This is a genomic window from Rhodothermus marinus (assembly GCF_009936275.1).
Taxonomy (GTDB): domain Bacteria; phylum Bacteroidota; class Rhodothermia; order Rhodothermales; family Rhodothermaceae; genus Rhodothermus; species Rhodothermus marinus_A.
This window is the reverse complement of sequence record NZ_AP019797.1, coordinates 1,015,254-1,029,186: the sequence shown is the minus strand read 5'-3', so window position 1 is coordinate 1,029,186 and position 13,933 is coordinate 1,015,254. Positions and strand designations below refer to the sequence as shown.

The window sequence follows — 13,933 nt, the reverse complement described above, 5'->3', positions numbered from 1 at the left end:
TGCTTTCTTCGATGTTCATGCTGTACGGAATGAAGGCCGCGTCGTATTTTTTACGGGAGCGTCGCAACCTGCATCCTGCACGACTCGTTCGCGCAACGTTTGTCTGTGCACGCGATCCTTTCGTTTCACCAAACCGGAATGTGACCTATGCTGTATGCGGTGATCATGGCGGGTGGTATCGGAAGCCGTTTCTGGCCCAAAAGTCGTATCGACCACCCCAAGCAATTCCTAAAGGTCTTCGGCGAGGCCACCCTGCTCCAGAACACGGTGGCCCGCCTGCAGGGACTGGTTCCGATCGAGCGCTGCTACATCGTCACCCATCAGCGCTACGTGGAAAAAACCCGCGAGCAACTACCTGCACTCCCCCCCGAAAACATCCTGGCCGAGCCCATCGGCCGCAATACGGCGCCCTGCATCACCTATGCGGCGATCAAACTGCTGGCGCAGGACCCCGATGCGCTCATGATCGTGCTACCGGCCGACCACGTGATCCGAAACGTCCGGGCTTTCCATGAGACGCTGCGCGTGGCCATCGAAAAAGCCCGGGAGCCCGGCGCGCTGGTGACGATCGGCATCAAGCCCACCTACCCGGCCACCGGCTACGGGTACATCCAGTTCGAGGGCTCGGCCGAGCACCTGTTCGAGGAACTGCGGCCTTACCGGGTGCGCACTTTCGCCGAAAAACCGGACCTGGCCACGGCCGAACGCTTTCTGGACTCGGGCGACTTTCTCTGGAACAGCGGCATGTTCATCTGGCGCGCCGACTCGATCCTGAACGAGGTGCAGCGTTACCTGCCCGACCTTTACGAAGCGTTTGAGCCGCTGCGCCAGGCCATCGGAACGCCCGACGAACCCCGGCTGGTCGAGCAGACTTACCAGGTCTGTCCCAGCATCTCCATCGACTACGGCGTCATGGAGCGCTCCAGGAACGCCTGGGTCGTCCCCGGCAACTTCGAGTGGAGCGACGTGGGCGACTGGCGCGCCGTCTACGACCTGAGTCCCAAAGATCAACTGGGCAACGCGCTGAAGGGCCAGGTCATCGTGCGCGACGCCAGCCGCAACTACGTCGATACGGAAAAGCGCCTGGTGGTGCTCATCGGGATTCACGATACGGCCGTCATCGACACCGACGACGCGCTGCTCATCTGCAACCTCGACAGCACCCAGCAGGTGAAGAACGTCGTCGAATACCTCCAGGCCCACAACCTGGAGCAATACCTCTGAGAAAAGCTCCACGCCGCTCTTCAACGGCGTGAGCCCTGCCGCTCACGCCGTTTTTGTTTGCCCGCCCATTTCTTCATGCACACTTAACACCGAACTCGCATCTTTACGGATCGCACAACGTAGACTCTCGCGTCAACAAATGACCGATCAGTCAATTTTTGACGAAGCATTCATGGAATCCCCTGCACTTTCCCGTAAGGAGCGCGAGCGGCTGATGCGCCGGCGGGCCATGCTCGAAGCGGCGCGGGCCGTCTTCGCGGAAAAGGGCTACGTCGATGCCACGCTGGACGAAATCGCCCAGCGGGCCGAATTTGGCAAAGGGACGCTCTACAATTACTTCCCCGGCGGCAAGGACGAGCTGTTCTTCACCGTCTTCGAGGAGATCTTTGCGCAGTTTCGCCAGCTGATCGAGCAGTCTTTTGCCGGGGCTACCTCGTTCCGAGAGGGATTCGAGACCTTCCTGCGGGCCAGCTTCGAATTCTTCGAGCAGCACCGGGACATGCTGCTGCTCGTCACGCGCGAGTCGCAGCGCATGCTGGTCAGCCCCGATCCGGAGCGGGCCGCCTTTTTCCAGAAGCACTACGAAACATATCTGCAGCTGCTAACTCGCCATGTTCAGGAAGCCATCGAGCGGGGCGAAGTGCGGCCGCTGCCGGCCGAAGCTGTGGCTCACACGATCCTGGGCAACCTGCACGGGCTGGCCATGCACCGCCTGCTGAAGGAATGCACCACCGGGGCACCGAAACAGTACATCGGTACTCCGGAAGAAGCCACGCGCTTTCTCTCGACGCTGCTGCTGGAGGGCCTGTTGAACCGAACGCAAACGACGGAAAAATCATGAGTCGCTGGAAAATCATCGGGCTGCTGTTGCTGCTGGCACCCGGCGTCGGCGCCCAGCCCCTTCTGAAGCCGGAGCCGTCCGAGCAGCCCGTGGTGTTGACGCTGGAAGAGGCCATTCAGATTGCGCTGGTACAGAACCGGGCCCTGCAGCGCGCCCGGCTCGACGTGGAAAACGCCAGCGCTCAGGTGCGCGAGGCCTGGGGTCAGGTGCTACCGCAGGTGAACCTGAGCGCCGATTACACCCGCAACCTGAAAAGCCCCAACCCCTTCGCCGGCTCCAGCGCCGGGAGCCTGTTCAACTCGCTGGGCTTTGTGGACTGGCTGGCCTACAACGAGCGGGCCCGCACCGACGACGATCCGGAGACCGAGCCCATCTCGTTCGGCGAGTTTGTCGAGCGCCAGCAGCAGGGGCTTCAGGAGGCCGGTATCCGGTTGCGCACGGGCGACAACCCCTTCGCTGTGGACAACCGCTTCACGGCGGGCCTCACTATCGAGCAGACGCTCTTCAGTAAAACGGCCTTCGCGGCCATCAAAGGGGCCGAGATTCTGAAAGAAATCAACCGCCGCGGCGTCACCCGCCAGGAGCAGCTGCTGATTGATCAGGTGCGGCGGGCCTTCTACGGTGCATTGCTGGCCCAGGAGCAGGCGCGCGTGATGGCGCAGAGCGTGGAGCGCACGCGCGAGACGCTCCAGGAGACGATCCGGCGGGTGGCCCAGGGCGTGGCCCCGCAGTTTCAGCGGCTGAGCGCCGAGGTGGAGCTGGCCAACCTGGAGACTCAGCTCATCCAGGCCCAGAACCAGGCCGCCCAGGCGCTCGATCAGCTCAAGCTGTTGCTGGGCATTCCCATCGAGCAGCCGGTGCAGCTCCGGGGCACGCTGACCGTAACCGACCCCGGCCGCTACCAGCAGGTCGCGCTGGACGATGCCGTGGCGCTGGCGCTGGAGCGCCGTCCGGATCTGGAGCAACTCCGGCTGCAGATCAAGCTGCGTGAGGTGGATCGGGAGCTGGCAAAAGCCGCCCGCTATCCGCGCCTGAGCGCTTTTGCCAGCTTCAGTTACATCGGCAACGTGCCGGATTACCGGACGATCGTGCTTTCGGACCCGAACGATCCGTTCAAGTTCTCGCAGCGCACGAACGACTTCTTTTCGAGCGACTACTGGAATCCTTCGGTCAACGTCGGGCTGCGGCTGACCTGGACGATCTTCTCCGGCTTTCAGACTTCGGCCCGTGTGCAGCAGCGCCAGATCGCCGTCAAGCAGGCCGAACTCCAGTACCTGCAACAGCTGGAGCAGGTGCGGCTGGAAGTGCTGCAGGCCATGCGCGATCTGGAAGCCGCCCGCAAGCGGCTGGTCAGCCAGGAGCGCAACGTCGAGCGGGCCGAACTGAACTACGAACACGCCCGCATCCGATTGCGCGAGGGCGTGGCCAGTCCGCTGGAGGAACGTGAAGCTTCGCAACAGCTCGATCAGAGCCGCCTCAACTACCTGCAGGCCGTCTACGACTACCTGGCGGCCCAGAGCGCCTTCGAGGCGGCCGTGGGGCTGATCGCCCCGCCCGGTCAGGAAGACCGGATCACGCTGACGCTCCGCAACGAATCCCGGTAGTTCCCGTCAACCAGAAAGCCATGCACACAGCCATGCATACACGCGAATGGATTCGCCTTTCGGCCCTGACCGGCCTTGTCGTCCTGGTGCTGCTCGGCGGCTGCGCTCCGCCGGATGCGTCGGCACCGGCCTCCGATACGGCGCTGGCCGCCTCGAAACGGCGCGTGCGCGTCGAATTGCTTGAACTGCGGCCCACCCGCTTCGTGGACTGGATCGAGGTGACGGGCACCGTCGAGGCCGAGCACGACGCGACGCTTTCGGCGCAGGCCTCCGGCACCGTCGAGTTTCTGGCCCCGCTGGGTAGCCGTGTCGAAGCAGGCGCCCTGCTGGCCCGCCTGGATCAAACGCTGGCGCGCGCGGCACTCCAACAGGCCGAAGCGCAACTGGCCAGCGCCCGCGCCGCCTACGAACTGGCCCTGGACAATTTCCGACGCCAGGAGCCGCTTTTCCGCGATTCCATCATCAGCGCGCTGGAATTCGAAAACGTTCGCGCACAGCGCGACCAGGCCGAGGCCCAGCTCCGGCTGGCCGAAGCGGCCGTCGAGCAGGCCCGCAAGCAACTGGCCCACACGGAAATCCGGGCACCTTTTGCCGGGACGGTCGAAGCGCACTTTGTGGACGTGGGCGAACAGATCGCCATGGGCCAGCCGGTCGTGCGCCTGGTCAACCTGCGCGAGGTGAAGGTCCGGGCCGGCGTGCCGGAGCGCTACGCCCGCGACATCCGTGTGGGCACGCCGGTCGAGCTACGCTTCCAGGCCTACGGGTTGCCGCCACGCGAGGCCACCGTCACGTTCGTCGGCAACGCGATCGATCCGGCCAACCGCACCTTCCCCGTCGAAGTGCGGCTGGACAATCCGGACGGCCAGCTCAAGCCCGAAATGGTCGTGCGCGTGCGGCTGGCCCGAGAGGTGCTCGACAGCGTGGTCGTCGTTCCCCTGCCGGCCGTCGTGCGCGACGAGACCGGCACCAGCGTGTTCGTGGCCGATTCGTCGGCCGAGGGGCCGGTGGCCCGCCAGCGCTACGTAACGCTGGGGCCCTCGTCGGAAGGGCTGGTGGTCATCACCCGGGGCCTTCGCTTCGGCGAAAAGGTGGTCGTGCTCGGCCAGAACGACCTGAGCGACGGCGACCTCCTCGACGTGCTGCAGACCTACACCGTGGCCGCCCTGGCCGCCGATGCCACCACCGACAGCGTCCGTACCCTTCAGACCCCGTAACCCGATCGGTTCGGAGCCATGAAAATCACCGATCTTGCCATACGCCAGCGCACCACGGTCCTCGTACTGACCGTTCTGCTGGCCGTCGGAGGGCTGGTCAGTTATCTGACCATTCCCAAGGAGTCCTTTCCCTCCATCGAAATCCCCAACATCGTCATCACGACGGTGTACCCCGGCGCCAGCCCGGAGGACATCGAGTCGCTGATCACCAAGCCCATCGAGGAAGAACTGCAGGGCATTACCGGGATCGACGAGATCCGCTCGACTTCGACGGAGGGTGTCTCGACGATCGTGGTGGAATTCATGCCCGACCAGATCTCGCTGGATGAGGCCTTCCAGAAGGTGCGGGATAAGGTGGACATTGCCAAGGCCAAGCTCCCGGAAGATGCCGAGGAGCCGATGGTCAATGAAATTGACCTCTCGGAGCTGCCCATCATGACGATCAACCTGGCGGCGCCCTATGCGCTCTCGCGCCTGAAGGAGGTGGCCGAGGACCTTTCGGACGAGCTGGAGGCGCTGCCGGACGTGCTGGAGGCCACGGTCGTGGGCGGCCTGGAGCGCGAGGTGCAGGTGAACGTCGATCGCGCGGCACTGCAGGCCTACAACCTGACCTTCAACGACGTCATCAACGCCATCCAGCGCGAAAACACGAACCTGCCGGGCGGCTCTATCGACGTGGACCGGCTCAACTACCTGGTGCGTGTGGACGGAGAGTTCGAGGTGCCGGAAGAAATCAACAACATCGTGATCAAGGCGCCGGGTGGCAAGCCGATCTACGTGCGCGACGTGGCCGAGGTGGTCTTCGGCTACAAAGAGCGCGACAGCTACGCCTATCTGCGCGTGCTGCAGCGAGAGGAAGACGGCCACCTGGTGCCCGTCCACAATCAGTCCGGCGAGCCGCTACAGGTGGTGAGTCTGAGTATCCGCAAACGTTCAGGCGCCAACATTCTGGAGACGACCGAGGCCATCCGTCAGGTGCTCGACCGTTTCCCCTTCCCGGCCGGCACCGAGGTGGTCATCACGGGCGACCAGAGCGAGGATGTGCGTACGCTCGTCCGCGACCTGGAAAACAACATCATCAGCGGGCTGATCTTCGTCGTGGCGGTGCTGCTCTTTTTCCTGGGAGTGCGCACGGCCACGCTCGTAGGTATTGCCATTCCGCTGTCGATGTTCACCTCGTTCCTGGTCTTCCAGGCGCTCGGCTACACGCTCAACTTCGTCATCCTCTTCTCGCTGATCATCGCGCTGGGCATGCTCGTCGACAATGCCATCGTCATTGTCGAGAACATCTACCGCTTCCGGGAGCAGGGCTACAGTCGATTCGAGGCGGCCCGGCTGGCCACGGCTGAAGTGGGCGGAGCCGTGGTGGCCTCGACGGCCACGACGGTGGCGGCGTTCGTGCCCATGCTCTTCTGGCCCGGCACAATCGGCAAGTTCATGAGCTTTCTGCCGCTGACGCTCATCATCACGCTCACCTCGTCGCTGTTCGTGGCGCTGGTGATCAATCCGGTGCTGACCGGCTACTTCATGCGGGTAGAAGGCGAAAAAGCGCCGCGTCCGCCCCGGCGGGTGCGTGTGCTGGCGGCCGCCGTGATCCTGCTGCTGGGGCTGGTGCTGGGGCTGGCCAACTGGAAAACGCTGGTGGTGCTGGCCGTCGCCGTTCCGGTGATTTACCTGCTCCACCGCTACATTTTCAGCCCGATCGGCAACTGGTTCATCCACCATGGCCTGCCGGGCCTGATCCGGCGCTACCGGGCGTTCCTGAGCTGGATGCTGGAACGAGACTATTCGGTGCGGCACGCACTGCTGCGCAACACGTTCACGCTGGGAAGCTTCACGCTGGGCGTGGTGCTGCTGGTGCTGGGCGGCGGCCTTTCGGCGCTGCTGGGCGGCGGCCCGGCTGGCATGGTGCTGACGATCCCCGGCACCATCCTGGCGGTAGTGGGCCTGATCGGAATCATCCTGCACACGCTCGAGACGCTCTTTCTGGGCGGCTGGGCGACGGTGCGCGGCGGATTGATCTTCGGGGCCGTGGTACTCGTTATCACCGGGCTCATGTACCTGAGCCCGCGGGAGGTGGCGCTCACCACGATCGTCGAACTGCTGACGCTGCCGCTGCTCATCATCGTCGTCGGACTGCTGGGCGCGTTGCTGAACCGCCGGGGCCGTCGCTACCTGATCCTCACGGACAACCGCGCCCGCCTGCTCAACAGCGTGCTCGGCGCGCTCTTCGCGATTCTGGCGATGTTTGCCGTTGCTCCCACGGGCGTCGAGTTCTTCCCGAAAACCGATCCTAACCAGATTCAGGTCACGCTGACGGCCCCGCTGGGCACGAACGTCGAGACGACCGATCGGATCGCCCGCGAGGCCCTGGCCCGCATCGAGCAGCTGCTGAACGAACATCCGGAAGACCGGGCCAACGTCAAAAACATTCAGGTGAACGTAGGGGTGGGCGGCGACCGGATGTTCGGCGGCGGCTCGTCGCGCCCCGAGGTGGCCACGATCACGCTGGATCTCGTTGATTACGAAGACCGGGCCGTCTCCAGCCGCGAGACGCTCGACCGGCTGCGCCGCCAGTTGCAGGGCATTCCCGGCGTCACGATCAAGATCGATCAGGACAACCCCGGGCCGCCCACCGGACCACCGGTGAACATTGAAATCACCGGACCCGAATTCGCTGAAATCGTGCGCATCACGCAGGAGATCAAGCAGCGGCTGATCGAGGCCGCCGAGACGGGGCGCATCCCCGGCCTGGTGGACATCACCGACAACCTGAACACGGGGCGGCCGGAGCTGCGCGTGCGCATCGACCGGGAGCGGGCCGGACGTTTCGGGCTGAGCACGCAGCAGATCGCCTCCACCGTGCGGGCGGCCATCAACGGCATCGAGGCCAGCCAGTACCGCACGGGCGAGGACGAGTACGACATCACGGTCCGCCTGAAAGAAGCCGACCGCCGCTCGCTCGAAAGCCTGCGTAACCTGACCATCCTGCACGAAGGCCAGCAGATCCCGCTGGCGGCCGTGGCCGACTTCGAGCTGGGCGGCGGACTCGGCGCCATCACGCGGCTGGACCTGCAACGCGTCGCCACTGTCAGCGGCGACGTGGCGCCCGGCTACAATGCCCAGGCCGTGTTGCAGCAGGTGCGCCAGTACCTGGCCGACTACGAGCGGTCGCTGCCGCCGGGCTACCACTTGGCCTACACGGGCGAAAACGAAGAGCAGCAGGAGTCGTTCAGCTTCCTGACCACGGCGCTGCTCATCGGCTCGGCCCTGATCTTTCTGATCATGATCGCCCAGTTCAACCGCGTCAGCGGGCCGTTCCTGATCATGATTGCCGTGGGTCTGAGCCTGATCGGCGTGCTGCTGGGCCTGATCCTCACGCGCACGGCCTTCGGGCTGATGACCTTCATCGGACTGATCTCGCTGGCCGGCATCGTGGTCAACAACAACATCGTGCTGATCGACTACACGATGCAGCTTCAGCAGCGCGGGCTCAGCAAGCACGACGCGATCATTGAGGCCGGGGCCACGCGTCTGCGCCCCGTGATCCTGACGGCGCTGACCACCGTGATCGGCCTGGTACCACTGACGTTCGGTATCAACATCGACTTTGTGGGGCTGCTGGTCAACTGGGAGCCTAACTTCCAGCTTGGCTCGGAAAACACCCAGTTCTGGGGGCCGATGGGTACGGCGATCATCAGCGGCCTGACGTTCGGGACGTTCCTGACGCTGGTGATCATGCCCGTGCTCTACTCCTCGTTCGACTCGGTCGCCAACCACCTGCGGCGTTTCCTGGGCCGCGCGCCCGTGGCGGCCGAGGTAGGCAACGGCGCAACGGGCACCCCGCCGGCCGACGTGGAAACCCGGCCAAGCGCTGTACCCCGGCGCTGAGCTTCCATTTTGATGCAGAAGAAAAAGCCTTCGCTGACGTCAGCGAAGGCTTTTTTCTTCTGGTACCAGGCTCGATTCGTCTAATAAGGGATCACTGATTTACCGGTGCATGAGGGTGCCACCCCCCGTGTGGCGGACGTGATCCGGCAGGTATGATCGGGCGGACACAATGGTCCGCCCCTACGGGATAGGGAAAACGTCAAAGATCTGTAGGGGCGCACCGCCGTGTGCGCCCGTGCTTTCTCACATGCACGATGATTTCCCGGAAATCGTATAAAACGAAGCGGATTCGGTAGCGCCTGCAGCAGCTTTTTCTTTTGATTCGGTCACGGGATGCACCGCACATCGGGCCTGCAGCCGCCAGTTCTGCCAGTGGCCCCAGATGAGCAAGGCGCTGCCGAGCATCGTGACCAGCGTGCCGCCCAGTACGCCCAGCGCTTCATGGCCGGGAAAGCTGGCCAGCAGCACCAGTGCCAGCCCCGGCCCGAATCCCCACAGCACCCGCTTCTGACGATGTCGGCGATAGCCCTGGTAAAACGCCAGCGCCGTCGTGGGGACCAGCAGCACGGCAAAGACAATGTGCACATCTTCATGCCAGGTGATCACCAGCGCGCTTACCGGCAATACAACCAGTGCCACCGGGAGAAGCAGACAGTGGACAAGGCAGATTCCGGAAAGCCAGATCCCTACCCGATCCCACCGTGATTTTTCCGTCAACATTTGTTGTTATGCTCCACACTATACGTCAAAACTACCTGACGGCAAACGCCAGAAATAACGGGCAAGATTCTAAAAAAGCGCCGCCTCTGCTATGTTTTCTCAGTGTAAGTTTTGTATACTCCCTGTCCGGAAGCGGGCCTGTGTCCTTCCATGGTGGTCATTTTTTCTGAGCAACTATGCGACACGGGGGATTACGTTACGGATTTTTCGTACTGCTTTTGCTGGCAGCACCGGACCTTTTCGCACAACGCGTCTGGGTTGCACCCGGACCCTTCCTGCGCTTCGGCTATGGTCCGTCGCTCAGTGAAACGGACTACTCAACCTACGCGGTTGAACCGTATGCGCTCAAAGGCGAACTGGGCTATCAGTTCCCGCTCGGATTGAGCCTTGGACTGGCCTATGAAGGCGGCAACTACCCCAGGGTCAGCCGTACCTATCATCGTTTTCACATCATTCAGGGACTGCTTCGCTGGCGCGTTTTTCCTTTCAAGCGCCTCAGCCATTACTTCAACATCGGTCCGCACATCACGCTGGGCGGCTACAAGACGGGCTTCGGGATTAACGCCGCGCTGGGCGCCGACTATGTGCTCACGCGCAACGTGGCCTTTTTCGTCGAAGGAAGCGCCAACGCGGTCTTTCCCGACCGGGCTTCCGAAGGCATCCGGAGCGGACGTGCCGCCTTCGACGGGCTGGGCTTTCTGGGAGCCGGCCTGCGCATCACGTTCCGGCCGTTGCCAATCCCGATCCGGACGCTGAACATCGAAGGCCCCGCACAGCTTCAGCGTCGGGAGTACGGTACCTTCACGGCCCGCGTCGATGATCAGGCCACGCAGCCCGTTTCCTACATCTGGTTCATGGGCGACGGCACCCAGTACACCGGTCCTGTGGTCGAGCACCGCTATCGCCTACCCAGTCGCTACGAGATTCAGGTGCAGGCGCGCAATGCGGCCGGGGTTGTCCGTACGGCCACTCATCTGGTCGAAGTCGTCGAGCCGCCGCGCGCCGTTCGTATTGTCTCCTTCCAGCCGCTTGCCGACACAATTAAACGAGGTAGTTTAGTCATTTTTGAAGCCCAGCTCGAAGGGGCCCCTCCAGTTCGGTATTACTGGAATTTTGGAGACGGGGAAGGAGCCATTGCTGCAGACAATCAGTATCGATTAGAAGAAGGGTTGCGCGCCGGTACTATGTCGCTCCATGCCCGGGTCACACACCGCTTCGACAGGCCCGGCACCTACACGGTTTCCCTGATCGCCGACAACGAACTGAGGCGGGACTCGGTGCAGGCCAGGATTGTTGTGGAACCGACCGCCTGCGATCTAATTTCGACCTTGGAGTCCGTTACGTTTGACTTTGGTGGAAGTACCCTGAGCGAATCGGCACGTGCCGTACTCGACCAGAATGCCCGCGTATTGCAGAGCTGTCCGGAGCTTGTGGTACAATTGGTGGGTTACGCTGATTACGTAGGGGGAGAAGCGTTCAACACCTTGCTTTCTTTGCGGCGCGGGCTGGCCGTATACAACTACTACCAGCAGCAGGGTATCGAACCGGAACGGTTGATTTTCCGGGGGCTGGGCGAGCTGCCGCCGCCCTGCCCGAACCCGGCCGAACGTCCGGGTTGCCGCGAGCTTCGGCGTGTGGATACGATCGTAATCCGCTGGCCACGCTGACGGTTGGCGCAAATAGATAGAAAAAGGCCGTGGCCCATGGACCACGGCCTTTTCTGTTTGCAGGATTGCCACGAGGTCAGGGTAGCTGCAGCGTAAGGCGCAGTTGCACGTTACGGCCGGGGTCCAGCACGCCGTAAGGTCTCAGGCGGCTGAGATGGCTCACGTAGGCTCGGTCCAGCAGGTTGTGCACGGTCAGATCCGTTACCAGCTGCCAGGCTCCCAGCGGCCAACGGGCCGAAAACGCCGCATTCCAGAGCACGTAGCCTTCGGTGGGCGTTTCCTCAGGCGCCACGCGTCGCTGGTCGGCCACCAGCGTGGGGCCGAGTCGGAGCATGACCTCGCTGGCCGGCCCCCAGCGCTCCCGGTGCACCTCGATCCCGGTGATCAGACGCGGAGGCGGCGAAAACGGCAGCGGCTGGCCGGTTTCCCGGTTCTCCGTGTAGGTTACGTCGCCACCCACATGCAGGTGCAGCCACTCGGTCACCCCCAGGTTCAGCAGCAGCTCGCCCCCCCAGAGCAGCGCCTGCGCCTGATCGAACTGATAGATGAAAAGCCCCGAGTCCGGATCACGTTGGCCTGTGGGCCGCGGAAAAATGAAGCGCTCAATCCGGTTGACGAAGGCGTTCAGTTCCAGATACCAGCGGGGGCGCAACCAGCGCAGCGTACCGTCCAGACTCAGGCTCTGCTCGGGCCGGAGCGTCGGCGTGCCCACCTCGAACCGACTGGTCCCTTCGTGCACGCCCCGCGAGAAGAGTTCGTTGAGCGTGGGGGCCCGCCAGGCTCGGCCCACGTTGAAGGCCAGCGACAGATCCGGGCGCACCTGCCAGGCCAGTCCCACCGCCCCGCTGAAGGCGCTGTAGGTGCGCGTCTGAGCCACCACGCCAAGGTCCTCGTTGGCCTCTACTGAAAGCCGCCGGCCGTCCCACCGCACCCCGCCGCTGATGGTCAGGCGCGGGAGCGCCAGTTCCTCGAACACGTACACGGCCCCGTTCCAGGTGCGCGCGCCGGGAATGAGCGCCTCCTCGGCCAGGGTTTCGTTGCGCTGGAAAAAGCCGCTCAGGCCGATCGTGCCGAACAGCGAGCCGATCGGCCGATGATGAAAGCGCAGGTCAGATGTCAGGGTGTTGAGCCGTAGATAAAGCGAAGGGGCTTCGTGCTCGTCAACGTGGGGCACCTCTTCCTCGTCTGCGTCGTGATGATGCCCGAATTCCCGCCGCCGGTTCTGCTGCCAGGCTGCGTTCAGCTCCAGCCGATCAGCTCCCAGGCGCCACAGCGTGCGAAGCTGCACCAGGTCATGGTCCACCCGCTGGTAGGGTTCACCGATATGGTAGCGGTCGGGCGTTTCCGTGGTCGCCTCGGCTTCCTCCGGCTCAAAAAATCCGATCCGGGCGCGGTACCGCTTGTAAGCCAGTTGCCAGCGCGCGGCGTGGTTTTCGTAGCCGAGCTGGAGCATTCCGTTGCGTTCCTCCAGCCCGGTGTTGGGGACCGGTCCGCGGGGGGTATCGTAGGCGCCGGCCTGGCGGAGCGTCAGATTACCCGCATAGGCCCAGTTGCCCTGGCGGCCTCCCGTTTCGACATGCATCCCGCCCATGCGCGTGTTGCTGGCGCCCTCGATCGTGACCGCTCCGGTGAGCGGCCGGTCGTAGCCGAATGGCCCTTCGGTGGCCAGTTGCACGACCCCGCCCAGCGCGTCGGAGCCGTAGAGCAGGCTGGCCGGGCCCTTGACCACCTCGATACGCTCGGCCGCGTGGGCGTCGATTTCCACGCCGTGCTCGTCGCCCCACTGCTGGCCTTCCTGCCGGACGCCATCCTGCACTACCAGCACACGCTGCGCCGTCAGGCCCCGGATCATCGGCTTGGCAATGCCGGTGCCCGTATGCACCAGATGCACGCCCGGCGTCTGCGCCAGCGCATCGACGGCCGTCATGCCGCGCGCCAGCCGCAACGCATCGCCTTCAAGCACGACCACCGCCTGCGGCGTCGAAAGCACATCGGTAGCCTGCGCCTTGGCCGTAATGGTGACGGCGGGCGCCTCAACGGAGGTAGGCGTTAGCGTCACGTCCAGACGAACTGACGCCGCTTCGGAGAGCACGACCTCGCGTGTTTCCGGCTGATACCCCACAAAGCTGAACAGGACGCGATAGCGACCGGGACGGGGAAGCAAGAGCCGGTAACGTCCTTCGACATCGGTTGTAGTTCCCGTCTGCACCGAAAGCACAAGCACGTTGGCGCCAATCAGCGGCTCTCCCGTCGTTGCGTCGGTGACCCGCCCCTCCAGTATCTGCGCAAGTCCTGAGGAAATTCCGGAAATGAACAGAATAAGCACGAGTAGTCCTGTCCGTACAGACTGCTTCATGGCTGACACTCCGATTCTGTGCTAAGAATAACTGGCTACAGACAATCAGAAGGATCGACAAGGCCGGTTGATGTGGCCGGCTTCAGCACAGAACCGGAGGCGCACGGCTGGCATGGGCAAAAGACGGGGAGTCAAGAATAGCCCGACCTTCCGCAACAGAAAGTTCCTCCCAGTGCGTCCACAGCTCCGGGAAAGTCGGGGTAACCGCGGGCAGCGAGCGCAGACTGGCATACAGACGGCAGGGATCGGGCAGGTGTCGGCAGTCCGGGCTCCGGTAGAGTCCCTCGCCGACCGTACAGACGGCTGATTCGGACTGCAGGGCATGGCGCACCAGATGCGCCGCCGGAAGCCCGACCGCGCCGATCAGAAAGAGCAGGGATAACCCCGCCGCCCGTTTACGCAGAATGGCCAGCATG

The 13,933-nt window shown here is 63.6% G+C and carries 9 protein-coding genes; 6 read left to right on the top strand and 3 right to left on the bottom strand.

Annotated elements, in window-relative coordinates; all coding sequences use genetic code 11:
• Positions 1–147 precede the first annotated feature (147 nt).
• The 5 genes from GYH26_RS04595 (at position 148) to GYH26_RS04575 (ending at position 8,774) form a co-directional block, all read left to right on the top strand.
• Positions 148–1,224: a mannose-1-phosphate guanylyltransferase gene (locus GYH26_RS04595; RefSeq protein ID WP_161540655.1), complete on the top strand. Its 1,077-nt coding sequence runs from the start codon at positions 148–150 to the stop codon at positions 1,222–1,224.
• A gap of 172 nt (positions 1,225–1,396) precedes the next feature.
• The gene (locus tag GYH26_RS04590) at positions 1,397–2,065 is read left to right on the top strand and encodes a TetR/AcrR family transcriptional regulator (RefSeq protein ID WP_242006589.1); all 669 of its coding nucleotides are present in this window, start codon (positions 1,397–1,399) and stop codon (positions 2,063–2,065) included.
• Positions 2,062–3,669 (top strand): TolC family protein, encoded by a 1,608-nt coding sequence (locus tag GYH26_RS04585; RefSeq protein WP_161540653.1) that lies wholly within the window; start codon positions 2,062–2,064, stop codon positions 3,667–3,669. Before GYH26_RS04590 ends, GYH26_RS04585 begins: the two co-directional genes overlap by 4 nt.
• A 32-nt stretch (positions 3,670–3,701) precedes the next feature.
• Positions 3,702–4,883 carry an efflux RND transporter periplasmic adaptor subunit gene (locus GYH26_RS04580; RefSeq protein ID WP_242006588.1) on the top strand — a complete coding sequence of 394 codons (1,182 nt, stop codon included), beginning with the start codon at positions 3,702–3,704 and terminating at the stop codon, positions 4,881–4,883.
• Between the two features lie 18 nt (positions 4,884–4,901).
• Entirely contained in the window at positions 4,902–8,774 is a 3,873-nt protein-coding gene (locus GYH26_RS04575; RefSeq protein ID WP_161540651.1) for an efflux RND transporter permease subunit, read from the top strand.
• A gap of 243 nt (positions 8,775–9,017) precedes the next feature.
• Here GYH26_RS04575 and GYH26_RS04570 read toward each other — a convergent pair whose 3' ends face one another.
• Entirely contained in the window at positions 9,018–9,494 is a 477-nt protein-coding gene (locus GYH26_RS04570; protein ID WP_161540650.1) for a MerC domain-containing protein, read from the bottom strand.
• A 176-nt stretch (positions 9,495–9,670) separates the two neighbouring features.
• Between GYH26_RS04570 and GYH26_RS04565 the strand changes: the two genes are divergently transcribed.
• Positions 9,671–11,161 carry an OmpA family protein gene (locus GYH26_RS04565; RefSeq protein ID WP_161540649.1) on the top strand — a complete coding sequence of 497 codons (1,491 nt, stop codon included), beginning with the start codon at positions 9,671–9,673 and terminating at the stop codon, positions 11,159–11,161.
• 76 nt (positions 11,162–11,237) lie between these two features.
• Here the strand turns inward: GYH26_RS04565 and GYH26_RS04560 are convergent, their stop codons facing one another.
• On the bottom strand, positions 11,238–13,517 hold the full coding sequence (locus tag GYH26_RS04560) for a TonB-dependent receptor (RefSeq protein WP_161540648.1): 2,280 nt from the start codon (positions 13,515–13,517) through the stop codon (positions 11,238–11,240).
• Between the two features lie 82 nt (positions 13,518–13,599).
• Complete coding sequence (locus GYH26_RS04555) at positions 13,600–13,932, bottom strand: hypothetical protein (RefSeq protein ID WP_161540647.1); 333 nt, start codon at positions 13,930–13,932, stop codon at positions 13,600–13,602.
• Position 13,933 lies beyond the last annotated feature (1 nt).